This is a genomic window from Stenotrophomonas sp. YJH_SMC_119, assembly GCF_059368315.1.
On sequence record NZ_JCAFRP010000002.1, the window covers coordinates 39,266 to 66,051 of the forward strand.

Sequence of the window (26,786 nt, forward strand, 5' to 3'; positions counted from 1 at the left end):
CAGGCTACCGCAGCCGGCGCAGTTTGTGTTCAAGGCCGGCTGCGGTCAGTTCGCCCAGGTGCAGTTCACGCAGGCGCCCATCGGCACCGAAAAAGAGCGTGGAAGGATACGCCTGAATGCCGAGCACGGTGGAAGCAGCAGCGTCATCATCCAGCAGCACGTTGCCCAGCATCAGTCGTTCGCCGGCCAGGAAACCCTGGACCTCATCCAGGGTTTCACCCTGGTTGAGGAATACGAACTGCACGTCATCATGTGCCTGTTGTGCCGTCGCCAGCACCGGCATCTCACGGCGGCAGGGCCCGCACCATGTGGCCCACAGATTCAGCACCAGCGGCTTGCCGCGGAACTGCTGCAGATCGATACGATCGCCTTGAAGGTCCGCCACCTGCAGCGCCGGCAACGGCATCTGCCGCTCCTGCCATGCCGACAGCAACTGGCCACCAGCGACCCAGAACAACACACCTACCAGTGCGCTCGTCAGCACCGGTGCACGCAACTGACGCCACGGCCGCAGACGCCATAATCCCCACGACAGCCCGGCCACCAGCACCACCATCAGGTGATAGCCACCATCGGTGACCTGCAGAATGCTCCAGGGCTCCGAACGATAGAGCGCGAAATTCAGCACAACAAAACTGACACGACCACACAGCAGGCCGATCAGCAGCATGTCCAGCACCATGCCTGCTGCCGACGGCAGCGGCATTCCCACTGCCCTGCGCGGCCAAAGACGGGCAACGGTCATGGCCAGCAACGTGCACATCAGGATCAACACCACCGGTATCGGTACCGGTCCAACACTCGACATCAGCCCACCTGTTCAAGTTCCACTGCCTGCATGGTCAAAGCGTCACGCCCAGGTTGCAAGCGCTCGCCCGCCACCCATGGTCAGGCCGCACTGCGCCCCAACTGCATTCCGGGGGACGCCTGCAGGCCGCGCAGACTTCCGGCCACCGACGGCATCAACGGTCGCTCCCGCCGCTTGCAGTTGACGTGGCGGCGATAGTTGGCCGGTGTCATGCCCACGATGCGGAGGAACAGTCGTCGGAACGCGCTCTGATCAGCGTAGCCCACCCCCCAGGCCACCTCCTCGATGCCTGCGCCCTGCTGCAGCAGGGTCTGCGCCTTGGCAATGCGCAGCCGTTGGCAGTATTCGATCGGCCGCAGACCGGTCGCTCGGAGGAAGCGCCGCTGCAGGGTGCGCGGTTCCAATCCGGAAACCTCGCAGATTGCGGCCAGAGTGGCTCCTCGTGCGGCAGTGGTATGCAGCCAGCGCTGGGCCTTCAGTACATCGCGGTCACCGTGGGCGAAGTTGGCACTGAAACGCTCAAGATCCTGCTGGATTCCTGCGGGCACGACGATCCCGAGCTGTTGCGCGACCGCGCTCGCCACGCCCTGCCCGTGCAGCCGGTACAGCAAACGCAGCCCGAGGAAACGCCATGCCTGCGATCCGCCAACCGTCAGCAGATCGCCATCGTCGACCAGCGCCCGCTCACTGGGCACCCAGCTCACCGCCTGCGCCTGCAACCCTGGATGTCGCCCCAGATCGGGGCCGCTGACCGTTCTTCCGGCCAGCAGTCCCGCACGGGCCAGTACACCGACCCCGTCGCTGGCAGCAGCCAGCAGGCTGCCCCCGTCATAATGGGCCCGCAACCAGTCCAGCAGGACCTCTTCGGCGCGCAGACAGGCTCCGGGGCTGATCTGGCCGGGAACCGCGATCACCGCGGGAATGGCGGCGTCGAGCATTTCAGCACCCGCGATGCGGTGTACACCGGTCTGGCTGGCGGGAACGATCCAGCGGGTGACAAGCACACGCTTGAAGGGTCGGCGCTGCTGTTGGGCCAGGCGGTTGGCGACGTGGGCCATTTCGGCCAGCACAGAGGCGGCGGAGGGGTCCCCTCCCGGATATTCGACCACCGCAACCTCTACGAATGCTTCGTTCCTGACTCCCTCCACAGACCACCTCCTCGGTTCGTTGCAGGCCATCGAACGGCCGGTTCAGGCGAAGGGTAGGAACAGGCCCATCTGCGGGGCTATGAAGAAAGTTGCAAAGTGGGCTGAATGCGCGCACCGAGCTGAAGCCTTGACTCTCGACCAGACTCCAGGCTTCACAATGGCCGGCAGGATCCGCAGGAAAGCTGCCATGAACATTGGACAACTGGCCCGTCAGGCGGGCGTGCCGATCGATACGGTCCGCTATTACGAACGGCAGCAGCTGCTGCCGACGGCGGCGCGCTCGGCCGGGGGTTACCGCATCTTCGGCGAGCCGGATCTGCGCCGGCTGCGCTTCATCCGCCGCGCCAAGGCACTGGGCTTCAGCCTGGAGGAAATCGGAGAACTGCTCGCGCTCAGTGATCACCACCAGCAGGACATGGGCAGCGTGCGTGACACCGCGCAGGCCCGCCTGCAGGACATCGCACAACGGATGGCCGAACTGCAGCGCATGCACATCGCGCTGTCGCAGCTGGTCGACGCCTGCCCCGGCCATGGCGCGCTGGACCAGTGCCCGATCCTGGCCGCTCTGACCGACGACACCACCGCCGCAGGCGACTGACATCGGCTTCGCAACACGCGTGAAGAAAAGTGCAACAAATGCTTGCCAACCCCCTGGGGCAAGGCTATTATTTCGCTCCTCAGCGACGTGGGGCCATAGCTCAGCTGGGAGAGCGCCTGCATGGCATGCAGGAGGTCAGCGGTTCGATCCCGCTTGGCTCCACCAATCTTTCGGCATTAGGCCGTCGAAAGGTCGCTAAAGAACATTGATGAGAATTGCGTCCCCATCGTCTAGAGGCCTAGGACATCACCCTTTCACGGTGGCGACCGGGGTTCGAATCCCCGTGGGGACGCCACTCATCACGAACAACGAGGACCCGGCCGATAACCGGGTCTTTTTTGTTCACCGCCTACCGGTATTCAGGGTGTGGCGTTGCGGTTCCCCTGCCCTCGTGGCTGCGGTTGAACCGGAACGAAAAAAGTTCAAAAAAGACTTCCACAAACGTGAACACGCAGGTATGATAGGCGGCTCGGTAACACGGGGCCATAGCTCAGCTGGGAGAGCGCCTGCATGGCATGCAGGAGGTCAGCGGTTCGATCCCGCTTGGCTCCACCACTTTCGACATTAGGCCGTCGAAGGTTCTACAACTTGAAGTTTTTCGTGCGTCCCCATCGTCTAGAGGCCTAGGACATCACCCTTTCACGGTGGCGACCGGGGTTCGAATCCCCGTGGGGACGCCAGTTTCAAAACGGACTCTGCTCCCGGCAGATCATCCGGAGTTTCATGGGGCCATAGCTCAGCTGGGAGAGCGCCTGCATGGCATGCAGGAGGTCAGCGGTTCGATCCCGCTTGGCTCCACCACTTCGACATTAGGCCGTCGAAGGATCTACAACTTGAAGTTTTCGTGCGTCCCCATCGTCTAGAGGCCTAGGACATCACCCTTTCACGGTGGCGACCGGGGTTCGAATCCCCGTGGGGACGCCAATTCTTGAAAACCCTGGCTTCGGCCGGGGTTTTTCTTTGCCTGAGATTCCCGGGAAAGCCCTGTCCACGCATGGCGTGGATCTACTGCAGGGCCGGGATGGATCCGGCGGCCGGTTGGCCCAGTAGATCCATGCCACGCATGGATGGCCTCAGCCTGAACACACCTCAGAACCGGCGATACATCCCGATCGATGCAGGTGCGGTGGGTGCGAAACCAAACTGCGCGTACAACCGGTGCGCTTCACCATCGGCCAGAAGGCTGACGTATGCAGACGGCGGCAGGTTCGCCTGCATCCAGCCATCCAGGCGACGCATCACTTCCTTGCCCAGGCCCTGCCCCTGCAGGCGCGGCAGCACGGCGATATCACAGACCTGCAGGTGGCACCCACCATCGCCGACGATGCGGCCCATCGCTACCAGCTCATTGCCCTGGTAGGCGCACACGCCATACAGGGTATTGGGCAGCGCGCGTGCCGCCGCCTCCTGGCTCTTGGCACTGAGGCCCGCCAGCACACGCAGCTGGCAATAGTCTTCGACCGTGGGGACAGCCTCGCGGAACTGGCAGCTGACGGAATCATTCATGCGGTATCTCCCTGTAGGTCGGGCTATCCTGCCGCATCCACGTCGCAACGACTGCGACCCAGGCCTGCAGAGTTCCCATGTGCTATTCCGCCCTGATCCGCGCTGACTACGCCAAGCTGGTCCGCGAGTTCGGTGCCATCCTGTCGCTGGAGGAGTTCGCCGAACTGTACGCGCACGATCCCGGCAAGAAGCGGCCGAAAACCCCCAAGGCCATGGACGACGGCTTTGCCGGCGCGCGCACCGAACAGGGTCGCGACATCGTTGCGAAGATCCAGCAGTGGCATGCGCAGGAACGCCAGAATCTCGAGGCGGAGCTGGCCCGCCAACGCGAGCGCCGCGATATCGCCCACGCGACGCTCGCCACCCGCCCCACCCAGAAGGCACGCAACGACCTGCGCGTGGCCGGCAACCGCATCGAGCGCGCCCAGGCCCGGCTTGAGGACCTGCACCGGGTACAACTACTGCCGCGCGACAACCGCATTTTTCCCGGCACCTACGCGCCGGTGATGGTCAGCGAGAGCGGCCGACGGGTGATCAAGCCGATGCGCTACCAATGCCGGCTGCCGGACAAGCCGGCACGCAACGACGTGCTCTACCCCGGCACCTACAACGCACGACGCGACAGCCTGGAAGGCTATTGGCGCGGCGCGTTCGGCCTTCGCCACGGCGTTGTCGTGGTGCAGGCGTTCTATGAGCACGTACCACGCCACGCGATCGCAGGGCGCGCGCTTGGCCCCAGTGAAAAGGAAAAGGATGTGGTGCTGGAGTTTCGCCCCGACCCGCCCCGCGACCTGCTTCTGGCCTGCCTTTGGGCGGAATGGGAGGGACCGGAAGGACGCCTGCTCTCATTCGCCACGATCACCGACACCCCGCCACGCGATGTCGCCGCGGCAGGTCACGATCGCGGCGTGATACCGATCCGCAGGGAGCATCTCGATGCGTGGCTCAACCCCGATCCGGACAACCTGGCCGGGCAGTACAGCATCCTCGACGACCGCGAGGACATCCGTTACCTGTACGAGGAGGCCGGCTGAAGCGCCGTTCTCACGCCGTCGCGCTGGAACGGCCCACCGCACGGCTCAGCGCCCGGGTCAGGTCCGCCGACAGATACGGCTTGACCAGCAGTACTCCGGACAGCATAGACTCGGGCAGCTGCTCAGCCAGCATTCCGGTGGCAAGCACGAACGGTACGCCTCGCGCCGACAATGCTGCCGCCACCGGCTCGCTGGTCTCGTTGCGGGCCAGGCGATAGTCCAGCAGGGCCACATCGGGGACCGAGTCTTCCAGCACGCGCAATGCTTCAGCCACGCTCGCCGCCAACCCGACCACGGTCGCGCCGGCATGCACCAGCTGCATCTGCAGCAAGGCCGCGCTCATCTCGTCGTTCTCGACCACCAGCACCCTCAGGTCCTGCAACACTGTCATCGGCTATGGCTCCTGGAGGCATTCAAGCCGGCGCAGTATAGCCATCGCAGAGCCGATGCCGACAGGAAACGCCTCGATCTGCCTTGCCCCTATGAAAGCCCTGCCCTCCTCGGTTACACTCACACGCTGCCTGCCGGTGTGGCGGAATGGTATACGCAGCTGACTCAAAATCAGCCGGGGGTGACCCCATGAAGGTTCGAGTCCTTTCACCGGCACCACAGCATCAAAGGCCAGGTCCATGACCTGGCCTTTTGCTTTTCGGGCGATGCAGGCCCATATAGCCGCTCCGGTGTCACTGTGCTGACGCAAAACTGCGACCGTTGACAGGGTTGCCGCAAGACGTAGTGCACACTTTTCTTGCCAGCCTCACGTACATCTGCCTATCGTGATCCCGCCGGATCCGGGGGTGGGGGACTGCATGACGTTGCGTGCTGCACTGTTTTTTCTCGTCACGCACGCGCTCGTCATTGCCTTTGTCGGCCCGCAGGACCCGGTCGGCTCCTACCTGATGCTGATCACCGCCCCGCTGCTGGCTGCACTGGCCTGCGTACGGCGTGCACGTGTCAGCCAGGCGGCCTGCCAGTGGCGACTGCTCGGCGCGGCCGTCGGCCTGTTCTCTCTCGCGCTGCTGGCCCTGCTGTACCGCAATGTGGCCGGCCTCGCCCCTGCGCAGATGACCGCCTCAACACTGATCCTGTACGTGTTCTACCGGATCCCCCTGACCTACGTCGCTGCAAGCCCGGGCGGCGGGAACCGCTACATCCGTGCGGTGGACCTCGGGATCATTGCCCTGCTTTGGCTGCTGTACTACCTGCATGCGCGGGCGATGGCGCCGCTGAACACCGCCTTGTGGACGCAGTGCCTGAACACCATGAGCGGCGTGCAGAACAGCCTGGTGTTCTGCTTCGCACTGATCCGTTTCCTGGCCGAGGACGATCCGGATCGCCGCGATTTTTTCCGGACGCTGACGATCTACGCGCTGGGCTATTTCCTGCTGGCCTTCTACATCAATACCTATCAGCCGCAGGTGCCCGACGGCAATTGGGGCGACCTGCTGATCAGTGGACTGTTCGTGCTGCTGGCCATCCTGGCGGGCAGCCATCGTCGCTGCCCGGCAATGGAGGTATCCCGCAGCCTGCGGCGCATCGTCGATGCCGGCGTACCACTGATGCTGCCCTTGCTGCTGATGCTGGTGGCGCTTCTGGTCGCGCGCCTGCAGCCGACCCTGGCCACGGTCGGCTTCATCGGCTCCCTGCTCGGCTATGCGCTGCGCAGCGTGCTGAGCCAGGTCGAGATCCAGCGCCAGCGCGATGAACTGGAAACGCTGGCGCGGCGCGATCCGCTGACCGGACTGGGCAACCGGCGCAGCTTCGATGAGTCGCTGGATCGGGCCCACCGCCGCGCGCGCCGCCAGGGCCAGGGCCTGGCGGTACTGATGATCGACATCGACCACTTCAAACGGCTGAACGACACCTACGGCCATCCGGAAGGTGATCGGCGCCTGCGTGCCGTCGCCGGCATCCTCGATGGCTGCCTGCAACGGGGCGACGATCTGCTGGCCCGCTATGGCGGCGAAGAGTTCATCGCCGCCCTGCCCTCGCCCGATGCCACCCACGCCCTGGGCCTGGGCGAACGGCTGCGCGCTTCGGTCGAAGCCGCAGCCCTGCCCGCCCCCGTGGCCACCGTCACCATCAGCATCGGCGTGGCCTGGCAGGCACCCGGCGAAGACGGCGATCCGCGCGGCCTGGTCGAACGCGCCGACCAGGCCCTGTATCGCGCCAAGCATGCCGGTCGCAACTGCGTACGCGGCGACACCGAAACCAAGGAAGAACAGTCCGGTCGCCGCGCCTAGACCGCATGCAGCGCCGCCGCTCCGTGCCGGTGCCCGGCACCGCCCTGCAAGCGGAAGCTGGCCACCGTCTGCAGCAGCTGCGCCGACTGCTCTTCCATGCTGCGTGCCGCCGCCGACGCCTCCTCGACCAGGGCCGCGTTCTGCTGGGTGCCCTGGTCGATCAGATCGACGGCCTGGTTCATCTGCTGGATGTCGTCGCTCTGCTGCTGCGAGGCAGTGCTGATTTCGGTCATCAGGTCGCTCACCCGGCGGACGTTGGTCACGATCTCGTCCATGGTGCGGCCCGCGCTCTCAACCTGCGCCGTACCGGCACCCACATTGGCAACCGACTCATCAATCAGGTGCTTGATCTCCTTCGCTGCGCTGGCCGAACGCTGCGACAGCTCGCGGATCTCGGTGGCAACCACGGCAAATCCACGGCCGTGTTCACCGGCACGCGCCGCCTCGACCGCTGCGTTCAGCGCGAGAATGTTGGTCTGGAAGGCGATGCCGTCGATCACCCCGATGATGTCGACGATGCGCCGCGACGAGGCATTGATCACCGCCATCGTCTCGACCACCTCATGCACCACACTGCCGCCGCGCGCAGCGACATCGGCGGCTCCACCGGCCAGCTGGCTCGCCTGGCGCGCGTTGGTGGCGGTGCGCTGCACGGTCTCGGCCAGGCCCTTCATCGACACCGCGGTTTCCTCGAGCGAAGCCGCCTGCTGCTCGGTGCGCTGCGAGAGGTCGCTGTTGCCCTGTGCGATTTCAGTCGCGCCGACCGCGATGGTGTCCGCGGCGAACTTGATCTGGCCGATGATCGCGGCCATCGCCTCGACCAGCGAATTCACGCCTTCGCACAGTTCGGCGATCGAGCCATTCTTGTCGGCGGTGGCCACGCGCTGGGTCAGATCGCCCTGCTTGGCCGCGGCCACCACCTCGCGGGTCTGCGCCACCGCGCGCTGCATGGCCTGGTTTTCATGCACCTGCGCGGTGATGTCGGTGGCGTACTTGACGACCTTGAACGGCTTGCCATTGAGGTCCAGGATCGGGTTGTAGGACGCCTGGATCCAGACCTCACGCCCGCCTTTGCCAAGACGCCGATACTGGCCGGCGTCATATTCGCCGCGCCCCAGTTTCTCCCAGAACTGGCGATATTCGATGCTGCTGCGATGCTCGGGCTCGACAAACAACGAATGGTGCTGCCCGCGCACTTCGTCCAGGCTGTAGCCGGTGGCGGCCAGGAAATTGTCATTGGCCGACAGGATGCGGCCATCCATGCTGAACTCGATCACCGCCTGCGACTTGGCGATCGCGGCCAGTTGCCCCGCCGAGTCGGCCGCCTGCAGCTTCTGCGCGGTGATGTCGGTCGCGAACTTGACCACCTTGTACGGCCGCCCCTGGCGGTCCAGTACCGGGTTGTACGAGGCCTGGATCCAGATCTCGCGCTGGCCCTTGCCGAAGCGGCGGTACTGTCCGGCGTCGTACTCGCCGCGCCCCAAGCGCGCCCAGAAGTCGCGGTATTCGGCGCTGCGCGCCAGCTCGGGGTCGACGAACAGGGAATGATGCTTGCCCTGGATCTCCTCCAGCCGGTAGCCCATCGCCTGCAGGAAATTGTCATTGGCCTGCAGGATGGTGCCGTCGAGCGCGAACTCGATGACGGCCTGCACGCGATGCAGCGCGGCCACCTGCGCTTCCAGCTCGGTGCGCTCGGTCATCGCCTTCTCTGTGCCGGTGCGTTGCTGCGGCGCCAGTACGCCAAGCAGCGCACGCCACGGCGACCAACGGGTGTGCAGCTCGGCCGGCGCCTGCGCGCCTGCCGTGAAGCCTGGAATGAGCATTGTCTGATCCTCGGTGTCCGGTAAGCGGTTGTGACCCGACGGGCGGGATGCCCGGCGGCAACATCAGTTGCCAGGGACTACAGGTGCCAACGGCACCTCTCGAGCGACTGCCAAGAACGTCTGCTGCGGGTGCGATCGGCATCTGGGAGCGGCGGAACACACTGCGCGGACCGCCCATCGGGGGCAGCCTGGGGTCCTGCAGCGGGTGACTGGAGCGGGATCCAGAGGGAGTATCGGCGATGCCGTCAGCCGCTTTAGCGGGATTCCGCGACGTCCGTCGCAACTCCGTGCATTGCAGCCGGAATGCGGTAGACGATTGCCGTGTACTTCACGCCCTGCTCACGTGCTACAGGCAGTCCCCCGAGGGACTCAGCGAGGGAACGGCTGGACCGGTTCTGCTCGGCCACCGGATAGCGGAACGCAGCACAGCGCAGGCGCCCTGAGGCGGCCGACCACACCGCCGCCACGGCTTCGCGACCATAGCCGTGCCCATGCATCATTTCTGCGATCCAGATGCCCAGTTCGGGTTCTGCGTCACGGGCTCGATGCAGGCCTGCCAGGCCAAGGAATACACCATCCTCGCCCCTGCGGATCACGAACGTGATGTCGGTCCCGTCGGCGATGGTGGGCAGCCACGTTCGCCAGACAGCAGCAAACGCCTCCTTCGACGGCGGCGGCTCGAAGGACATGTAGCGGGTCAGCCCGGGGGTGATTCCCGCAAATGCCTCGTCGGCGTCACCGGGCGTGAATGGCCGGAGGTGCAGCCGCGGACTGTCGATGGTCCAGTCGTCGGATGTCATGTTCTGCATTGCCTGAGCGCTGGGTACAGCATCGCTCAGCAGAAGGATGCAGCTCAAGGCAAAAAGGTTTACATGACCAATGCGGGATTCCGCGGCAGGAGAATATGACCAGCATGAAGGTCCCGCAGGATGCTCATCGACATGGAGATCGCATGTTCCCTCGCTTTGCCAGCCTTCTCTTCCTGGCCGTGTGCAGCAGCAGCGCGCTGGCCAACGACACCGCCTATCGACCGGCCTTCCACCCGGACCAGCTGAAGGGACCGCCCGCAGGGCGCCCGAACGAAGTGCTGGTGCTGGGCAGCCCGCACCTGTCCAGCCTGCCGGAGACCTTCACGCCGGCGATGCTGGAACCTCTGCTGCAGCGCCTGGAAGCCTGGCGGCCCACCGCGATCGCGGTAGAGAACCTGTCCGGCCTGCAGTGTGACTTCATGCGCCGCAATCCGGCCCGATACGCCGAGAGCGTAGCGGACTACTGCGTCGATCCGGCGCCGGCGCAGGCCGCCACCGGCCTGGACGTGCCCAGCGCCAACGTGGAGATGGAACGCCTGCTTGCGGATTGGCCGAAGGCGCCAACCGCTGCCCAGCGACGCCGATTGGCCGCAGTGTTCCTGGCTGCGGGCGAGAGCAGCTCGGCAGTCGTCCAATGGCTGCGGCTGCCCAGGCAAGAGCGACGTGCCTCGGACAGCCTGACACCGGAGCTGGTGCAGTTCCTCGACACGCGCATCGCACGCCGCAACGAGGCCGGCCTGGTGGCCGGCGTCCTCGCCGCGCGCCTGGGGCTGGAGCGGCTGTGGGCGGTCGACGACCACACTGCGGATTCGCCTACACCGGAATCGCAGCAGAAGGCCTACGCTGCCGCCATACGCGGTGCCTGGGACAATTCCTTCGCCAAAGCGCGCCGGGCGGCCGATGAACGACTGGAAGCCAATCTTGCTCAACCGGATGGGTTGCTCGCGATGTATCGCGCCTACAACGCACCCGAGGCCGCGATGCTGGCCTTCAACAGCGATTTCGGCGCGACGCTCGTCGAACCCTCGCCGGAAGGCTTCGGCCGCAACTACGTGGGCTACTGGGAAACCCGCAACCTGCGCATGGTCGCCAACATGCGCGACGTGCTCGGCCAGCACCCGGGCACCCGCATGCTGACCATCGTCGGTGCCTCGCACAAGGGCTACTACGAGGCCTACCTCAACCAGATGCACGATGTGCAGCTGGTCAGTGCGGACGCAGTATTGCGTTGACGGGATGGGTGCCGGCCACCCGCCGGCACTATCCTGCAGGGCCCCATCCAGAGGTGCCTGCATGCTCAAGGTCATCGCCGAAGACTTCATCCATCCCGATGCCGTGGACACCGTGCTTCCGCTGTACCGGGAACTGGTCGCGTGCACGCAGCGCGAGCCGCTCTGCCTCGGCTATGAACTGTTCGTGGACCAGAAGGATCCCGGGCACTTCATCTTCATCGAGCAATGGCCGGACCGCGCCGCCCTGGACATCCACTGCGCCAGCGAACATTTCCAGCGGCTGGTGCCGCAGATCAATGCCTTCCAGCGCGCGCCATGCCGGTTCCTGCTGATGGATGCTGCGCCTCTGTAGTGCCGGCATCAACGCGACGGTGATCCCGGCGCCTGTGCCGCCACAGCACCAGGCTGGCCGCCACCGTGCACGCCAGGGTGAGGGCCAGCAGCGCCACCACGCTCGCCTGCAGCACCGGCAACATTGCCTGGGCGAGACGGTCCTCACGCACCTCCTCCAGCCGGAGCCCGGCCGCCAGGGCCAGGCACCAGCCGACCAGGGCCGGGGCGAAGGCACGCACCGCCATCGGGTTGCAGACATTCATGGGATCACCTGTAAGAGAGGAGGTGCGCGGAGTATTTGCGCCCGCCCTCTCACAGGCTGAGATCAGCCCTCGACGACCTCGGAATCATCGCCCGGCAGCTCACTGGCCTCGCCCTGCACCTGCACGTTGTTGCGGCCCATCGCCTTGGCCCGGTAACACTGGGCATCGGCCGCGGCCACCGCCTGATCCACGCTCATCCCCCCGGCCAGCGGCGCGATGCCGATGCTGGCCCCTACCCGCAACCGGTCCTGGTCCCACGGAATCGACAGCGACGCCAGGGTGTGCAGCAGCTCGCCGCCAATGCGCGCTGCACGACGCGGCGTGCAACCGGACAGGATCACGGCGAACTCATCGCCGCCCAGCCGCGCCACCACATCCGAATCGCGCACCCCGTGACGCAGAACGCTGGCCACCGCCCAGAGCACCGCATCGCCAGCCAGATGGCCCCAGGTATCGTTGATCGGCTTGAACCGATCCAGATCGATGTACATCAGCGACGCGGCCTGGCCGGTACGTTCAACACGGGTGATCGCCTGCTGCAGATGCACCTCGAAGCCACGGCGGTTGCTCAGTTCGGTCAGCGGATCGATCTCGGCCAGATGACGCGCCTCGCGCTGGCGGGCACGCTGCTGGGTATCGTCGCGCAGCACCCAGACCGCGCCTCGCACGTGGCCCTCGTCATCGCGCAACCAGGCGCGGGTCAGGTCCACCGGCACCGTGGCGGCACCCAGGCGCAGCAGCAGGTCGGCATGCAGGTCGACCGCATTGCTGTCCGGATCCAGCAGTACCGACACGTCCAGCACCGAACCCGGCGCGTATTCGGTGGTCAGCGCCAGCACATCCTGCACCTTGTGTCCGGCCAGCGACAACGCGCCATCGCCGGCCAACATGCGTACTGCAGCGGCATTGGCGTAATCGATACGGCCATCGAGGCTGACGCTCAGCACCAGGTCGGCCACGGCATCCAGGGTGATGCGGCTGCGCTGTTCGCTCTCGAACAGCCGCTGCTCGCTGCTGCGCTGGGCGGTGATGTCCTGGATCTGCGACACGAAATGCAACGGCTCGCCATGCTCGTTGCGCACCAGCGAGACCGACAATCGGGCCCAGATGACCTTGCCATCGCGATCGAGATAACGCTTTTCCAGGTGGTAGTGGCTGCGACGCCCGGCCAGCAGGTCCTGCACCAGGGCCAGGTCGGTCTGCAGGTCATCAGGATGGGTGAGACGCTGGAAATCCACCTGCAGCAGCTCTTCCCGCGGATAGCCGAGGATCCGGCACAGCGCATCGTTGACGTCCAGCCATCGCCCTTCCAGTGACACCAGCGCCATGCCCAGCGCAGCCGAGGTGAACGCACCGGCGAACTTCTCCGCGGACAAGCGCGCTTCGGCCCTCGCCTGCAGGATCTCGGTGATGTCGATGGCCATCCCGACATAGCCGATGCGTACACCGTCGGCACCGTCCATGCGGCTGATCGAGAGGCGTACCTGGCGTGGCTGGCCGTCCTTGCGCAGCAGCGTCCATTGCCGCGAATAGGTCTGGCCATCGGCACGCGCACTGAGTGCCTCGAACACATCTGGCAGTTGGCCATCGGCATCGGCCAGCGGTCGCAGCCAGGCATTCAGTTCCTGCGGATCGTGGAAGGCATCCAGCCGGCGCTGGCCGACCACATCCGCCGCGCTGTAGCCCAGCAGGCGTTGCGCGCCGGTGTTGAACAGGGTGATGGTGCCATCGATATCGGTGGCGATCACCGCCACCTCGTCGGAGGCATCGACCACGGCCTGCAGGCGTTGCCGTGTTTCGGCCGCATCCTGTCGGGCCTGCTGCAGCTCGGTCACGTCGGCATGCGCACCGGCCATCCACAATGGTTTGCCCTGCGCGTCCCATTCGAAGACGCGGCCACGGTCCTGGATCCATATCCACTGGCCATTCTTGTGGCGCATCCGCAGCAGGCACGCGTAGTTGTCGGTGCGCCCCTCGAAATGCTCGTCCAGTGCCGCGTCCGACAGCGCTATGTCATCGGGATGGACCAGCTTCAGGAAGGTCTTCTGGCAGACCGGCTCCAGCTCTTCCAGGCGGTAACCGACAATCTCGGCCCAGCGCGCGTTGACCCGCATCTCGCCGTTCTGCACGTTCCATTCCCAGGTGCCTGCGGCGGTGCCATCGATGATCATCGCCAGCCGCCGACGCTCTTCGGCCAGCGCCTGCAGGCGGCGCTCCAGCAACCCGTTGCCGTTGGTGCCCTGGCCCGCCATCACCGCTGCCCCCGGCCCGCGCAGGCAGGCAGCGGCCGCAGCGCGACGCTGCAGACCTCAACGAAGACGACGGGTCCTGCTGGCGTCATGGCCCTCCCCAGCGACAGCGGGGTGGCCGGACGCCTCCCCTCAAGCGCAAGTGTGCGCAATCACGGGGAAAATCGACAAGTCCCCCGCCACGAATCAAGCGTGACGGGGAACACGGTCCTCAACTACGCTTGGCGCGGGCGAAGGCCTCGGCCAGGGCGTTGTTGGCCGGGGGCGTGGACGCGGCGGGACGGCCACCATTGCCCTGGCCCCGGTTCGGCCCGCGGTTCTGGCCGCCTGCATCCCGGCGCGGACCCTGCCCATGGCCGCGCTCATCACGCTGGCCCGGGCGGCTGGTGGCCTGCCCGGGGGTATCGTCCAGGCGCCGGGTCAGGGCAATGCGCTTGCGCGCCACGTCCACCTCCAGCACCTTCACCTTGACGATGTCGCCAGCCTTGACCACGTCACGCGGGTCCTTCACGAAGGTGTCGGACAGCGCCGAAATGTGGATCAGGCCGTCCTGGTGCACGCCGATATCGACGAAGGCACCGAAGGCCGCCACGTTGCTCACCACGCCTTCCAGCACCATGCCCTCGCGCAGGTCCTTGATGTCCTCCACGCCTTCGGCGAAGCGCGCAGCCTTGAACTCCGGACGCGGGTCGCGGCCCGGCTTCTCCAGTTCCTTCAGGATGTCGCGCACGGTCGGCAAGCCGAAGGTGTCATCGGTGAACTGCTCGGCCTTCAGGCCACGCAGGAAGCTGCCATCACCGATCAGCGCCTTGATCGGGCGTGCGGTGCTGGCCACGATGCGCTCGACCACCGGATAGGCTTCGGGGTGCACCGCCGAAGCATCCAGCGGCTGGTCGCCGTCGGCGATGCGCAGGAAGCCGGCGCACTGTTCGAAGGTCTTCTCGCCCAGGCGCGCGACCTTCAGCAGATCCTTGCGGCGCTTGAACGGGCCGTTCTCGTCACGATGGCGCACGATGTTCTCGGCCACCGTGGCCGACAGGCCGGACACCCGCGACAGCAGCGCGGCCGATGCGGTGTTCACGTACACGCCCACGGCGTTCACGCAGTCCTCCACGCGCGCGTCCAGCGCCCGTGCCAGCCGGTACTGGTCCACATCGTGCTGGTACTGGCCGACACCGATCGCCTTGGGTTCGATCTTGACCAGTTCGGCCAGCGGGTCCTGCAGGCGACGCGCGATCGACACCGCGCCACGCAGCGACACGTCCAGCCCCGGGAACTCCTTGGCCGCGAACTCGGAGGCCGAGTACACCGAGGCGCCCGCCTCGCTGACCACGACCTTCTGCAGCTTCGGGTTGGCGGCAGCCTTGATCGCTTCGCCGGCCAGCTTGTCGGTTTCGCGGCTGGCGGTGCCGTTGCCGATCGCGATCAGTTCAACGTTGTGCTTGGCGCACAGTTGCTTGATCGTCTGCACCGACTGGTCCCACTGGCGACGTGGCTCATGCGGGTAGATGGTGTCGGTGGCCACCAGCTTGCCTGTGGCATCGACCACGGCGATCTTGCAGCCGGTGCGGATGCCCGGGTCCAGCCCAAGCACGGTCTTCGGGCCCGCCGGTGCGGCCAGCAGCAGATCCTTCAGGTTGTCGCCGAACACCGCGATGGCCTCAGCCTCGGCCTTCTCGCGGGCCTGGTTGAACAGGTCCAGCAGCAGATGGGTGTGCAGCTTGGCGCGCCAGGTCAGGCGGCAGGCGTCCAGCAGCCAGCGATCGGCGGCGCGGCCCCGGTCGGCGATGCCGGCCCTGCGCGCCACGCGGCCTTCGGCGTACTGGTGGCCGGCCTCGGCATCGCTGCCCGGGTCCAGTTCCAGGAACAGGATCTCTTCGCGGCGCGCGCGGAACAGCGCCAGCAACCGGTGCGAAGGAATCTTCGCCAGAGATTCGGCATGCTCGAAATAGTCGCGGTACTTGGCGCCTTCGGTTTCCTTGCCCTCGGCCACGCGGGCACGGATCACGCCGTTCTCTCCCAGCCAGGTGCGCAGCTCGCCGACCAGCGCGGCGTCCTCGCCCCAGCGCTCCATCAGGATCGCGCGCGCACCTTCCAGCGCGGCCTTGGTGTCGGCCACGCCCTTGTCGGTGTTGACGAAGGCGGCGGCGAAGGCCTGCGGATCCTGCGTGGGGTCGGCCAGCAGTCCATCGGCCAGCGGCTCGAGACCGGCCTCGCGGGCGATCTGGGCGCGGGTACGGCGCTTGGGCTTGTACGGCAGGTACAGGTCTTCCAGCCGGCTCTTGGTGTCGGCGGCCAGGATGTCGTTGCGCAGCTCGTCGCTGAGCTTGCCCTGCTCGCCGATGCTGGCCAGCACCGCCGCACGGCGCTCCTCCAGCTCGCGCAGGTAGGTCAGCCGGGTTTCCAGGTTGCGCAGCTGGGTGTCGTCCAGGCCCCCGGTCACTTCCTTGCGGTAGCGCGCGATGAACGGAACGCTGGCGCCCTCGTCGAGCAGGCCGACGGCGGCGCGCACCTGGGCGGACTGGGCACCGATCTCGTCGGCGATGGTCTGGGCGATCTGCTGGGCGAGCGCGCTCTGGGCGTTCTTGGCGTCGTGCATTGCTTCAGGTCTGTGCCGCGGTACGGGAAGATCCCATTCTGGCAATCCACGACGGAGCCGGACAAGGCATTGACAGGGGGCGAGGTTCAGCGGCGGGGCCGGAGTGGACGCCGGCATCCTGGCGGAGAGAGGGCTCGGACTGGCCCTGGGCTGGGATGCCGGCGCGGGCGCGCGATGGTGGGCGCGCCCTGCCGCGTGTTGCGAAGGTCAGCGGTAGTGGCGGGCGGCGCGCTGCATGACGATCTCGTCACGCATGCCTTCCAGGGCCATCAGGCGGACCTTGCCGACACCCTGCAGTTCCATGAACCGCTCCGTGTAGAACTCCGGCCCCAGCGCGGTGTCGGCGCGGGATTTGCTGAAGCCGTAGGGCACCACGCCCTTCTCGCCATCCTTGCTACCACCGACATAAAGAACGATTGCCATGTGATGTATTCCTCCAAATTGCTACTGCGTACTGCACTCGATGAACGATGCTGCGAGCTCATCGAGGGAGAGCTTACCGCGTCGGACCTGACTGGAACGTCAAAAAGGCTAATGACGATCGGTTGCATGCAGATGACTGCGGGATCGCAGCAGAATGCTTACGGATCTTTAACTTCCGACTAACGAATCCGTGGGGGGATTCCCGCCAACGGCGCAGCCCCTCGTGGGTGGTCGTGTAACGCGTTTCATGTGATTGGGCCGGGCGGGGTGGGTGCGCAGGACACGCCGTGAACCCGTCCCTGGGGGCTCGATGGCGCCATCCATGGCGCCAACGGTCCCGCGCACCCACCCCGCCCGGCCCCTGACAGTTTTTCGGGCACGTTCACCCACGGAAAAGAAAAAAGAAGATCAAAAGCAAAAACAGCCTGGCCGGCTGATTTGTTGCTTCCTGTAGAGCCAAGCCAAGCCATGCCCCGCTCGCGAGCAAGCGCAGCGCGCGACCCGCTTCTGCTGTTCTATTTCTTCTCCGTGGCTGGACGCGCACGGAAACTGTCAGGGGCCGGGCGGGGTGGATTCGCGGGACCGTTGGCGCCATGGATGGCGCCATCGAGCCCCCAGGGACGGGTTCACGGCGTGTCCCGCGAACCCACCCCGCCCGGCCCAATCGCATGAAACGCATTCCGCGACCACCCACGAGGGGCTGCGCCGTTGGCTGGAAACTACGGCCACCAGCCACGCCCGAACCGGGCGAAATGATCGGCCGCCCGTTCGAACGGATTGCGCGCACTCACCCCGCCGCACAGCAGGTACACCGGCAGGTACAGCGGGCCCAGCACCATGTACTGGTACACGTGCGCCCGTTCGTGATCATCCAGCCGGATCAGCGGCTCCACGCCCCACCCTGCCTGATGCGCATAGGTGCGGCAGGAAATGCCCAGGTCATGGCCGGTGTGCAGGATCACGTTCCCCAGGGTGATCGCCCCGCCTGGCCCCCACGGCCAGTGGTCGAACACCAGCGCGCAGTCACGGCCGCTCCAGCGCAATGTCGCGCCGCCGAGCATGCCGGCCAGGCCGCCGATCACGCCGAGCAGGGAATTGGGTGACGTCCACACCGCGCCCAGCACCTGCAGCGCGCGCAGCCAGATCGGCCAGGGCGTTGCTCCAGTCTTCAATCGGCCTCGTTGGGGATCAGGAGCCACAGGATCAGGTAGACCAGGATGCCAGGGAAGGCGGCGGAGGCCAGCGAAACCAGCACGTAGATCACCCGCAGCAAAGTTGCATTCCAGCCGAAGCGATGGGCAATGCCGCCCATCACGCCGGCAATCATGCGGTCGTTCAATGAGCGCGACAGCGTTTTGGGCGTCGTGTTCATGGCGGCAGCTCCGGGAAACGGACAAGGCAGTCGAACATGGCTCGACTCTACACCGCCCCCATGTCTACGGCGTGCGGTGGCGCAGGGCCTGCAGGCGTGCGCCGAACCAGGCGGCTGCGGTCTGTTCAGGCTGCCCCGGACACTGGATGCGGTAGGGTTTGCCACTCATGCTGCTCTGGCTGGCAGCGCGCTCGATGAACTGCTCGGCGCTGTCCACCATGCCCTTTTTCAGCAGGTAATCGTACTTGCGCTGCAGGTGCGCGCGCGCGTCGCTGCCGTCGTACCAGCTGCCATTGCGCTGGAAACGGCATTGGGAGCCATCCAGGCTGGCGATCAGCTGGGCGATCTCCCGGCGTGCATCCGTACTGGGTGCGGCGTGGGCAAGTGGTGCTGTCAGCAGTGCCGCAAGAATCAACAAAATCCGGTACATCATCACCCCCAAGTCAGTCGAGCATGGCTTGACTCTACAGATCGCGCGCCTTCAACCAGCCATCGATCGTGGCCGGTACTTCGCGCTGCGCGCGGCCGGAAACGTAGATACCAATATGCCCACCACGGAAACTGGACTCGGTGTAGTCGTCCGTGCCCAAACGCCCGCGCATCGCGCGCGAGGCATCCGGTGGCACCAGATGGTCCTGCTCGGCATAGATGTTCAGCACCGGCAGCGTCACCTGCGACAGATCCACCGCTTCCTCGCCGATCCGCACCGTGCCGTTCACCAGCCCATTGCCCTGATAGAACTGCTTGATGAAATCGCGGAACGCCTCGCCCGCCAGGTCCGGTGAATCGAAGATCCACTTCTCCATGCGCAGGAAATCCTCCAGCGCGGCCTTGTCATCGAGGATGTCGAGCAGGCCGACGTACTTCTGCACGTTCAGGCGGAATGGCTTGAGCATCAGGTAACTGGCATTCATCAGGTCGGCCGGGATGTTGCCCAGCGTGTCGACCAGCAGGTCCACGTCCACCTGCCGCGCCCAATGCGAGAGCATGTTGTCAGCCGTCTGGAAGTCGACCGGGGTGACCATGGTGATCAGCTTGCCCAGCTTCTGCCGGCGCAGCGCGGCGTAGCAGAGTGCGAACACGCCGCCCTGGCAGATACCCAGCAGGTCCACCGGGCCACCACTGCGCGCACGCAGCGCATCGACCGCGCCGTCGATGTAGCGCAGCAGGTAGTCCTCCAAGGTCTGGAAGCGTTCGGACCTATCCGGGTAGCCCCAGTCCAGCACGTACACGTCCTGGCCCAGCGCCAGCAGCTTCTGCACCAGCGAACGGTCGGCCTGCAGGTCGACCATGTACGGCCGGTTGACCAGCGCGTAGACGATCAGCAGCGGTGTGCGCCGGGTCGGTGCCTGTTCGCCGACGAAGCGGTACAGCACCACCTTGCCGTCACGCCAGACTTCCTCGCGTGCGGTCACGCCATAGTCCACGTCTTCCACCTGCGGCAGCAGCTTCAGCCCTTCCATCAGCTTGCGCTGCATGGCCAGGGTTTCCTGCATCAGGTCATCGGCGTTGAAGCCCAGCGGTCCTTTCATCGGTCACGCGCCCGAGTGGAAGCGCGAGACGCAGCCTTCTTCGCAGACACCTTCTTTGCAGGCGCCTTCTTTGCCGGCGCCGCCTTCTTCACGGCTTTGCGCGCGGCCGGCTTCACCTTCGCCGGTGCCGGCTGCGACACCGGATCGACCGCGGCAGTCCCCGCCAGCACCGCCACCTGTGCCTGCAGGCGACGAAGGCTGCGCTCCAGTTCGGCAATACGGCGATGCGCGGCGTCCATCTCGCTGCGGGTCGGCAGGCCGATTCGCTCACTCATCTGTTCCACCTCGCGCTGCAGGCCGGCGCGCAGGCGCATCTGCGCGTTGCCCAGCGAGGCGTACACCTGCTGGAACGGTTCGGACATGGCGACCTTGGCGTAGGCCTCCTCGGCCACTTCGATCCACAGGTCGAACATCGCGCGGGCGCTGGTCAACTGGCTGCCGGGCTGTTCGTGCTCGACCAGACGCTGCTCGAACAACGCGAAGGCCTCGTCCAACGCCTGCCTGATCTGATCAACGTAGGCGCGCGAATGCTGCTGGTACTCCTCCTGCGCCCGCAGCAGCGCCTGCCAGCGCGCCTGGTGCTCGCGGCCGGGGCCGAACGCCGGGCTCTGCAGCCACGGGCCCGCCTGCAGCTGGAACTGCTGCAGCCATGCGGCGAATTCGGGCACGGTGGCGCCGGCGTGGGTGCTGCCACGGGCGCCCTGCAGCATCCACTGCAGCATGCCATCGCCCTGCCCCTGCACCGCCTCGCGCCAGGCCTGGGCCACCTCGGCACTGCTGGCGTCGCGGCCGGCAAATCGTGCGGCGACCTCCTGCATGGTGCCGTACCAGCTGCCGGCCTGTTCGCGGAAACGGCGCATGGCATCTTCCGGCGCGCCCTGCCCCTGTTCGGGCAACAGCTGGCTCCACCAGTCGAACAGCCGTTGCCAGCTGCCGGGGTCGCCGCCGCCCGGTGCACCGGGCGTGCTCGCGTGGCGCAGCGCATCGCCCCAGGCACCGAAGTACTGCCGCGCCAGCGTTTCGAAATCGCTGCTGCCGGCGTCGTGGGCCGAGCTGGTCATCGCAGGCCTCCGCAGGGCTGGCTCATGGCTTGGGGATACGCAGGGTCTTGCTGATCATCAGCGACCCGGACAGGGCGAACAACAGCACCATCGGGTGCAGCTGCCACGGGCCGATCTGCCACTGGCCGAACCAGAGGTCCTGGCCGATGGCATCGGTACCGGCGGCGATCGCCAGCACGATCACCAGCACCAGGCTGGTCGGGATCGGGGTGCCCTCGAAATACGTGACCTTGCCCTCGTCGCCGGCCAGCGCCTCGGCAGTGACGTTGTAGCGTGCCAGGCGGCTGACACCGCAGCAGACGAAGTAGCTCAGCACCAGCCAGTCCCAGCCGCCCTGCATGCCGCAGGCATAGGCCAGCGCCGCCGGCGCCACGCCGAAGGAGATCACGTCCGACAGCGAGTCCAGCTCGCGGCCCAGGGTGGAACTGGACTTGCGCCAGCGCGCGATGCGCCCGTCGAGCGCGTCGAAGATGAAGGCCAGCGGGATCAACGCCATGCCGAACAGCAGGTAGCCACGCTCGCCGTCCTGCAGGAAGCGCATCGCGGCAAAGACCGCACCGGTGCCGCAGAAAGCATTGGCCAGGGTGAACCAGTCGGCCAGCTGGAATTCGCGCAGCATCGAGAAGTGACGTTTCATGGGGTCTCACGGAGCATCAAGGCCCACAGGTTACCGCGAGCGCCGCCGCTGGCGACAGCACTGGCAGGACCCGCCTTCACCACACCCTCACCTGCCCTCACCGGCGGTGAATTTTTCGCCACCCATCTTGACAGCCTAGGGGGGTGGCGCCTGTCGCGGCTTATCCACAAAGTTGCCCACGCGTAATCCACACCCCCTGTGGACAACCAGATCTCACCGACTGCGACGCTGGACATTTCCTCATCACCCGGAAGCGGGGTTTCCCTACTTCCCAAGCCACAGGGTCGGCGCTATGGTCACCGGCGGACCCGCCGCCGCCACGTCCGAAACTCTGCAACGGACGATGATGATGCTGGATGCTCCCACCCTGGCCGCACAGCTGCGGCAGCCCCACGGCGAGGCCGCGCTGGCGGTGGCCGACTCGATGAACCACAGCAACGGCGCACTCAACCTGGCCGCAATCGGGCTGCTGGCCGTCGGTGCCGGCGAACGGGTCCTGGAGGTCGGCCCGGGCAATGCGGCCTTCGCGCCACTGATGCTGCAGGCCACCGGCAGCCACTATCTGGGCATCGAGCTGTCCACGGCCATGGTCGAGGCCGGCACCCAGCGGCTGGCCGACGCCGGGGTGGCCGAACGTGCGGCGATGCGACACGGCGACGCCCATGCACTGCCGGTCGCCGATGCCGCGATGGATGCCGCGCTGGCGGTCAACACCCTGTACTTCTGGCCGAACCTGGCCCCGGTGCTGGACGAACTGGCGCGGGTGCTGCGCCGGGGCGGCCGCCTGTGCCTGGCCTTCGGCGATGCCAGCTTCATGCGCAGCCTGCCATTCGCCGCCGACTTCCAGCTGCATGAGCTGGACGCGGTGGAGCTGGCGCTGCGGGTATCGGGCTTCCGCGTCTCGGCCTGGCGCAGCCACCGCGAATCCGCAGCCGGCAATGACGGCCAGACCCGAGAAAAGCACTTCCACCTGCTGCTGGCACAGCGGCACTGAAGTGGTAGAGCCGGCCGCTGGCCGGCTGCCCCGGCCATTGCGGATTGCCGGCCAGCGGCCGGCACTACCCAACCTGCACCTGCCGCCAGCGAACAAAGCAGAACACCTGCATCCGCGCCGGATGCGATCCGACCGAGTGGTAGAGCCGGCCGCTGGCCGGCTGCTCCGGCCATTGCGGATTGCCGGCCAGCGGCCGGCACTACCCAGCCTGCACCCGGCCGCCAGCGAGCAAAACAGAACACCTGCATCCGCGCCGGATGCGATCCGATCGAGTGGTAGAGCCGGCCGCTGGCCGGCTGCTCCGTCCATTGCGGATTGCCGGCCAGCGGCCGGCACTACCCGGCCTGCACTCGGCCGCCAACGAGCAAAACAGAACACCCGCATCCGCGGCGGATGCGATCCGACCGAGTGGCAGAGCCGGCCGCTGGCCGGCTGCTCCGTCCATTGCGGATTGCCGGCCAGCGGCCGGCACTACCCAGCCTGCACCCGCCGCCAACGAGCAAAACAGAACACCCGCATCCGCGGCGGATGCGATCCGACCGAGTGGTAGAGCCGGCCGCTGGCCGGCTGCTCCGTCCATTGCGGATTGCCGGCCAGCGGCCGGCACTACCCAGCCTGCACCCGGCCGCCAGCGAGCAAAACAGAACACCTGCATCCGCGCCGGATGCGATCCGATCGAGTGGTAGAGCCGGCCGCTGGCCGGCTGCCCCGGCCATTGCGGATTGCCGGCCAGCGGCCGGCACTACCCAGCCTGCACGCGGCGCCGCCAATGCGCGAAACAGAACACCTGCATCACCAGCATGGCCAGCAACCCCAGCGGCCATGCCCACCACAGCCCGGCCAGACCGTGCCGGGACTGCAGCCACATCGCCAACGGCAGCTCCAGCAGCAACACGGCAGCCATGCCCAGCAATGCCGGCAACAGCACCGTGCCGCTGCCGCGCATCACTCCGACCAGCACCGCACTGCCTCCCATCGCCAGCACGCCCCACACCACCGTGCGCAACTGCTGCGTGACCATTTCGCGCGGCTCTGCGGCCGCCAGGATCAAGCCAGTCAGCCATGGCGCCAGCGCCATCACCAGCAGCACTACGACTGTCAGCATCGCCAGACCCAGCATCACCCCGGTGCGGGCGATGGCAGGCAGCCTTGCCGTACGCCCCGCTCCCATCGCATGCGCGGCGAGGATGGTGGCAGTGATCCCTAGGGACATTGCCGGCAGCTGCACCCAGCTCATCAACTGGTTGACCGCACCGTAGGCGGCCGTGGCCGTGTAGCCATAGCGGTTGATCCAGCCCAGCAATACGATTTCGGCAATGGCCAGGCTGAGCATCTGCAGCGAAGACGGTACGCCGATGCGCAGCATCGCGCGGATGAGCGCGCCGTCGAACCGAATGGCATGCAGCAGCTCGCGCCCCGGTGCCAACGGGTGCCCCATGCGCTGCCACCGCCACATCAGCCAGGCCAGGGCCAGCAGCGAGGCGAGCGCCGCCGAGACTGCCGCACCGGCCGCGCCCAGCTGCGGCAGGCCGGCCCAGCCCAGGATCAGCAGCGGCGTGCACAGCAGGCCGACCACCGTGGCCAGCAGCAGCGCATGCAGCGGCGTTTTGGCATCGCCCACCGCACGGCTCACCGCAGTGGCCAGCCACAGCAGGAAGAACGCCGGTGCCGCCAGCAGCAGAACACGGGCATAGACGATGGATTCGCCGAGGATCGGCGCTGGCGTGCCCAGTGCCGCCAGCAGCTGTGGCGCGAAACCGCCGCCCACCGCCATCACAAGCACTGACAACAGCAGAATCAGTGCCACCGCACTGCCGGCGACCGCGCGAGCCTGTTGCGGCCGGCCCGCGCCCCAGGCCTGGCCGATCAGCACCATCGCACCGGTGGCCAGACCCATTACCAGGGCCAGCAGCAGGAAGAAGACAGGGAAGAACGCAGCGGCGGCGGCCACCGCCTGCGTACCCAGCAGATGGCCGAGGTAGACGTTGTCCAGCGTGCCTGCAGCCAGCTGCAATGCGTTGGTCAGCAGCATCGGCAGGAGCAGGGTCAGATAGGTGCGCCAGAGGGGCGGCGCGACCGGGGGGATGGGATGTGCGGGGGTGTCCATGGGGTTCTCTGGGCAAGGCGCTGCCCTGCCCGGCGTTTCCGCCAGCAAAGCAAGCACAGGGGAGCGGGCCGTGGCCCGCGATCAGGTGGCGCCGCCGCTCAGTAGCGGCGCGGTGGCTCAGCCGTCTGCGTGGTCCGAAGAATCATCGAAGGCCAGGCGCAGGGCGTGATTGCGCACATCCTCGGGCCAGCTGCGTAACGCCATTTCCAGGCCCGCCCGGTCGTGCGCGAACAGGACACGGATCGCTTCCTCGAAACCCGGCAGGTCTCCGGCGACGGTCTGCAGGAAGTGATAGGCACGCTCGCTGTGGCGGCGCTGCCGGTCCTTGTCGGCACCAGCACGGCTGGCCGCCTCCACCAGCTTGCGCAGCACTACCGAGGCCCCGCCGGGCTGCTCGGCCAGCCACGCCCAGTGGCGCGGCAGCAGGGTCACTTCGCGTGCGACCACGCCCAGCTTGGGGCGGCCGCGGCCACGCGGAGTTGCCGGCGCCTCTTCGGCAGTAACGTCGGCATCCGCCTCGACGGCGGCGGGAAAGGCTTCGACGACCCGCGCCAGCAGTTCTGCGTCACTGCCGCGCGTATCGAAATCACGGGTGCGGCCGGTAGCGTTGTCGAACACAAGCAGCGGACCGGCAGCGTTGCCGGCACGCAGCTGCTTCAGCGCCAGCGCAGCCACTTCCGGGGTACCGGAGGCGACCAGCCGGTGGCCGTCGAAGCAACTGAAGGGAGGGAGTCGGGACGCAGGCATGGCAATGGCATCGGAGGTGATGCGCGAATATTGCCCGGGTAATTTGCGTTCGTCAATATTGCCCGGACATTAATGAACCGGAAGAGCGTGCCAACCAAGGTTGGCACCCACCTGGAAGGTTGATCCCCACTCGAAAGATCGCCCCCCTCCCGATTCGCCGGCTTACAGCCGGCTGTAGGACCAGCTGACCATGCGGCCGTCCTGGTACGGCATCACGCCGTGGAAGGGGCGCGGGTCGGCGTCGAACACCAGTGGCAGGAAGTTGCGGTCGCCCTCCCACATCGGCAGCGTGTCCAGCTTGTCCAGGTCCACCCACTCCAGCGTGCCTTCATGGTTGCCGCCGTGCGGGGTGCCTTCGAAACTGTCGATGACGAACACGAAGCCCAGCCAGTCCTCGCCATGCTTGCCGAATCCCGGCCAGCTGATGGTGCCGCGCAGCCGCATGCCGGTGCAGTCGATGCCGGCTTCCTCGGCGATTTCGCGGCGCATGCCTGCCGCAACGTCTTCGGTCGGTTCGATCTTGCCGCCCAGCCCGTTGTACTTGCCCAGGTGGTGGTCACCGGGCCGGGTGTTGCGGTGGATCATCAGCACCTGGCGACGATCGGGCGACAGCACGTAGCCCAGGGTGGCGACGATCGGGGTGTACGGCATGGGCAGCATCCAGCGGCAGGTCAGCCGTGGATTATGGCCGATCAGCGCACCAGCGACAGGCGGCGTTCGGCAGCCGCAGTGGCGCCATCAGGATCGCGGCGCAGGGTGGCCACGCCGTGGCCGCGCTCGGCGAGGTATTCCAGCCACTTGCCGAGGAAGGTGTTCATCCGCATGCGGTGGCTGATCAGTTCCGCCGGCGGCGGGTACAGGCCCATGGTGTCCTGCCAGCGGCGGCCGACATAGCAATGGGTGGTCTCGGCCTGGCGCGCATCACGGTATAGGCGCACGTAGGCCGACGGATCAGGCTCGCCGGTGACCGGGTCGGCCAGGTCGTAGGTCAGGCGCAGCTCCACCGTGTAGCGGTGGCACTCGATCACGTCCAGGCGGACATCCAGGCCGTCGCCGATCGAGGAAATGTAGCTGCCCGCCACCAGTCCGGCCGGTTCGAACAGGCGCACCAGATGGCGATAGTTCTCCGCGTACAGGCCCATGAGCCAGCTCAACCGGCTCAGGCGGGGAATGCGTTCGGTACGGGGCAAGGCTCGGGCCATGGGTCGATCCTACACGTTGGTGCTTCAACGTGGGGGCGGGATCACCCCGACCAAAGGGCTCGGTAT

Annotated in this window: 26 protein-coding genes and 7 tRNA genes; 13 read left to right on the forward strand and 20 right to left on the reverse strand. The window is 66.6% G+C overall.

Going from position 1 to position 26,786, the window contains the following annotated elements; all coding sequences use genetic code 11:
- Window positions 1-4: 4 nt before the first annotated feature.
- Window positions 5-808 (reverse strand): TlpA disulfide reductase family protein, encoded by an 804-nt coding sequence (locus tag AC5P6S_RS04420; RefSeq protein ID WP_065184151.1) that lies wholly within the window; start codon window positions 806-808, stop codon window positions 5-7.
- Window positions 809-888: 80 nt separating this feature from the next.
- Window positions 889-1,956: a GlxA family transcriptional regulator gene (locus tag AC5P6S_RS04425; RefSeq protein WP_005410072.1), complete on the reverse strand. Its 1,068-nt coding sequence runs from the start codon at window positions 1,954-1,956 to the stop codon at window positions 889-891.
- A gap of 187 nt (window positions 1,957-2,143) precedes the next feature.
- On the opposite strand from AC5P6S_RS04425, the gene AC5P6S_RS04430 reads away from it, so the two are divergent.
- From AC5P6S_RS04430 to AC5P6S_RS04460, 7 genes are all read left to right on the forward strand, one after another.
- Window positions 2,144-2,554, forward strand: coding sequence for a heavy metal-responsive transcriptional regulator (locus AC5P6S_RS04430; protein ID WP_005410073.1), 411 nt, complete (start codon window positions 2,144-2,146; stop codon window positions 2,552-2,554).
- An 89-nt stretch (window positions 2,555-2,643) separates the two neighbouring features.
- Window positions 2,644-2,719: transfer RNA gene (locus tag AC5P6S_RS04435), tRNA-Ala, on the forward strand.
- 54 nt (window positions 2,720-2,773) lie between these two features.
- Window positions 2,774-2,849, forward strand: a tRNA-Glu gene (locus AC5P6S_RS04440).
- 184 nt (window positions 2,850-3,033) lie between these two features.
- Window positions 3,034-3,109, forward strand: a tRNA-Ala gene (locus AC5P6S_RS04445).
- A 49-nt stretch (window positions 3,110-3,158) separates the two neighbouring features.
- Window positions 3,159-3,234, forward strand: a tRNA-Glu gene (locus tag AC5P6S_RS04450).
- 45 nt (window positions 3,235-3,279) lie between these two features.
- A tRNA-Ala gene (locus tag AC5P6S_RS04455) sits at window positions 3,280-3,355 on the forward strand.
- Between the two features lie 47 nt (window positions 3,356-3,402).
- Window positions 3,403-3,478: transfer RNA gene (locus tag AC5P6S_RS04460), tRNA-Glu, on the forward strand.
- A gap of 165 nt (window positions 3,479-3,643) precedes the next feature.
- On the opposite strand, the gene AC5P6S_RS04465 is transcribed toward AC5P6S_RS04460, so the two are convergent.
- A complete protein-coding gene (locus AC5P6S_RS04465; RefSeq protein WP_005410074.1) occupies window positions 3,644-4,060 on the reverse strand; it encodes a GNAT family N-acetyltransferase in 417 nt (138 codons plus the stop codon).
- 77 nt (window positions 4,061-4,137) lie between these two features.
- On the opposite strand from AC5P6S_RS04465, the gene AC5P6S_RS04470 reads away from it, so the two are divergent.
- The gene (locus AC5P6S_RS04470; RefSeq protein ID WP_111687432.1) at window positions 4,138-5,094 is read left to right on the forward strand and encodes an SOS response-associated peptidase family protein; all 957 of its coding nucleotides are present in this window, start codon (window positions 4,138-4,140) and stop codon (window positions 5,092-5,094) included.
- 10 nt (window positions 5,095-5,104) lie between these two features.
- Here the strand turns inward: AC5P6S_RS04470 and AC5P6S_RS04475 are convergent, their stop codons facing one another.
- A complete protein-coding gene (locus tag AC5P6S_RS04475; protein WP_005410076.1) occupies window positions 5,105-5,485 on the reverse strand; it encodes a response regulator in 381 nt (126 codons plus the stop codon).
- A 132-nt stretch (window positions 5,486-5,617) separates the two neighbouring features.
- Here AC5P6S_RS04475 and AC5P6S_RS04480 point away from each other — a divergent pair.
- Both AC5P6S_RS04480 and AC5P6S_RS04485 read left to right on the forward strand, forming a co-directional pair.
- Window positions 5,618-5,703, forward strand: a tRNA-Leu gene (locus AC5P6S_RS04480).
- Window positions 5,704-5,903: 200 nt separating this feature from the next.
- A complete protein-coding gene (locus AC5P6S_RS04485; RefSeq protein WP_043034670.1) occupies window positions 5,904-7,337 on the forward strand; it encodes a GGDEF domain-containing protein in 1,434 nt (477 codons plus the stop codon).
- Here the strand turns inward: AC5P6S_RS04485 and AC5P6S_RS04490 are convergent.
- Both AC5P6S_RS04490 and AC5P6S_RS04495 read right to left on the reverse strand, forming a co-directional pair.
- A complete protein-coding gene (locus AC5P6S_RS04490; RefSeq protein ID WP_062607287.1) occupies window positions 7,334-9,160 on the reverse strand; it encodes a methyl-accepting chemotaxis protein in 1,827 nt (608 codons plus the stop codon). The genes AC5P6S_RS04485 and AC5P6S_RS04490 overlap by 4 nt on opposite strands.
- Before the next feature lie 254 nt (window positions 9,161-9,414).
- The gene (locus AC5P6S_RS04495) at window positions 9,415-9,960 is read right to left on the reverse strand and encodes a GNAT family N-acetyltransferase (RefSeq protein ID WP_181501369.1); all 546 of its coding nucleotides are present in this window, start codon (window positions 9,958-9,960) and stop codon (window positions 9,415-9,417) included.
- Between the two features lie 152 nt (window positions 9,961-10,112).
- Between AC5P6S_RS04495 and AC5P6S_RS04500 the strand changes: the two genes are divergently transcribed.
- Window positions 10,113-11,201, forward strand: a complete 1,089-nt coding sequence (locus tag AC5P6S_RS04500; protein ID WP_111197243.1) for a DUF5694 domain-containing protein — start codon at window positions 10,113-10,115, stop codon at window positions 11,199-11,201.
- Window positions 11,202-11,262: 61 nt separating this feature from the next.
- The gene (locus tag AC5P6S_RS04505; protein WP_024957815.1) at window positions 11,263-11,553 is read left to right on the forward strand and encodes a putative quinol monooxygenase; all 291 of its coding nucleotides are present in this window, start codon (window positions 11,263-11,265) and stop codon (window positions 11,551-11,553) included.
- On the opposite strand, the gene AC5P6S_RS04510 is transcribed toward AC5P6S_RS04505, so the two are convergent.
- The 10 genes from AC5P6S_RS04510 to AC5P6S_RS04555 all read right to left on the reverse strand — a co-directional run bounded on the left by AC5P6S_RS04510 (window position 11,495) and on the right by AC5P6S_RS04555 (window position 21,670).
- Window positions 11,495-11,797: a hypothetical protein gene (locus AC5P6S_RS04510; RefSeq protein WP_012480609.1), complete on the reverse strand. Its 303-nt coding sequence runs from the start codon at window positions 11,795-11,797 to the stop codon at window positions 11,495-11,497. The genes AC5P6S_RS04505 and AC5P6S_RS04510 overlap by 59 nt on opposite strands.
- A gap of 62 nt (window positions 11,798-11,859) precedes the next feature.
- Window positions 11,860-14,049, reverse strand: coding sequence for a PAS domain S-box protein (locus tag AC5P6S_RS04515; RefSeq protein ID WP_005410083.1), 2,190 nt, complete (start codon window positions 14,047-14,049; stop codon window positions 11,860-11,862).
- Between the two features lie 208 nt (window positions 14,050-14,257).
- A complete protein-coding gene (locus AC5P6S_RS04520) occupies window positions 14,258-16,645 on the reverse strand; it encodes a Tex family protein (RefSeq protein WP_049397485.1) in 2,388 nt (795 codons plus the stop codon).
- Between the two features lie 207 nt (window positions 16,646-16,852).
- Window positions 16,853-17,068 carry a hypothetical protein gene (locus AC5P6S_RS04525; protein ID WP_005410085.1) on the reverse strand — a complete coding sequence of 72 codons (216 nt, stop codon included), beginning with the start codon at window positions 17,066-17,068 and terminating at the stop codon, window positions 16,853-16,855.
- Window positions 17,069-17,787: 719 nt separating this feature from the next.
- On the reverse strand, window positions 17,788-18,240 hold the full coding sequence (locus tag AC5P6S_RS04530; protein WP_033833143.1) for a hypothetical protein: 453 nt from the start codon (window positions 18,238-18,240) through the stop codon (window positions 17,788-17,790).
- The gene (locus AC5P6S_RS04535; RefSeq protein ID WP_005410087.1) at window positions 18,237-18,440 is read right to left on the reverse strand and encodes a PspC domain-containing protein; all 204 of its coding nucleotides are present in this window, start codon (window positions 18,438-18,440) and stop codon (window positions 18,237-18,239) included. The genes AC5P6S_RS04530 and AC5P6S_RS04535 overlap by 4 nt, the downstream gene beginning before the upstream one ends.
- Window positions 18,441-18,504: 64 nt before the next feature.
- A complete protein-coding gene (locus AC5P6S_RS04540) occupies window positions 18,505-18,873 on the reverse strand; it encodes a YfeK family protein (protein ID WP_005413813.1) in 369 nt (122 codons plus the stop codon).
- Between the two features lie 31 nt (window positions 18,874-18,904).
- Complete coding sequence (gene phaC / locus AC5P6S_RS04545; protein WP_005410089.1) at window positions 18,905-19,972, reverse strand: class III poly(R)-hydroxyalkanoic acid synthase subunit PhaC; 1,068 nt, start codon at window positions 19,970-19,972, stop codon at window positions 18,905-18,907.
- Entirely contained in the window at window positions 19,969-21,033 is a 1,065-nt protein-coding gene (gene phaE / locus AC5P6S_RS04550) for a class III poly(R)-hydroxyalkanoic acid synthase subunit PhaE (protein ID WP_043034665.1), read from the reverse strand. The genes phaC and phaE overlap by 4 nt, the downstream gene beginning before the upstream one ends.
- A gap of 22 nt (window positions 21,034-21,055) precedes the next feature.
- Complete coding sequence (locus AC5P6S_RS04555; RefSeq protein ID WP_005410091.1) at window positions 21,056-21,670, reverse strand: CDP-alcohol phosphatidyltransferase family protein; 615 nt, start codon at window positions 21,668-21,670, stop codon at window positions 21,056-21,058.
- A gap of 343 nt (window positions 21,671-22,013) precedes the next feature.
- Here AC5P6S_RS04555 and AC5P6S_RS04560 point away from each other — a divergent pair, with 343 nt between their 5' ends.
- Window positions 22,014-22,664 (forward strand): class I SAM-dependent methyltransferase, encoded by a 651-nt coding sequence (locus tag AC5P6S_RS04560; protein WP_495204485.1) that lies wholly within the window; start codon window positions 22,014-22,016, stop codon window positions 22,662-22,664.
- 742 nt (window positions 22,665-23,406) lie between these two features.
- Here AC5P6S_RS04560 and AC5P6S_RS04565 read toward each other — a convergent pair.
- From AC5P6S_RS04565 to AC5P6S_RS04580, 4 genes are all read right to left on the reverse strand, one after another.
- Window positions 23,407-24,771, reverse strand: coding sequence for an MATE family efflux transporter (locus AC5P6S_RS04565; protein WP_495204486.1), 1,365 nt, complete (start codon window positions 24,769-24,771; stop codon window positions 23,407-23,409).
- 117 nt (window positions 24,772-24,888) lie between these two features.
- Window positions 24,889-25,518, reverse strand: a complete 630-nt coding sequence (locus tag AC5P6S_RS04570) for a DUF2239 family protein (RefSeq protein WP_033833148.1) — start codon at window positions 25,516-25,518, stop codon at window positions 24,889-24,891.
- Window positions 25,519-25,680: 162 nt separating this feature from the next.
- Window positions 25,681-26,169 (reverse strand): NUDIX hydrolase, encoded by a 489-nt coding sequence (locus AC5P6S_RS04575; RefSeq protein WP_005413820.1) that lies wholly within the window; start codon window positions 26,167-26,169, stop codon window positions 25,681-25,683.
- Window positions 26,170-26,210: 41 nt separating this feature from the next.
- Complete coding sequence (locus tag AC5P6S_RS04580) at window positions 26,211-26,720, reverse strand: DUF1249 domain-containing protein (RefSeq protein ID WP_032966899.1); 510 nt, start codon at window positions 26,718-26,720, stop codon at window positions 26,211-26,213.
- Window positions 26,721-26,786 lie beyond the last annotated feature (66 nt).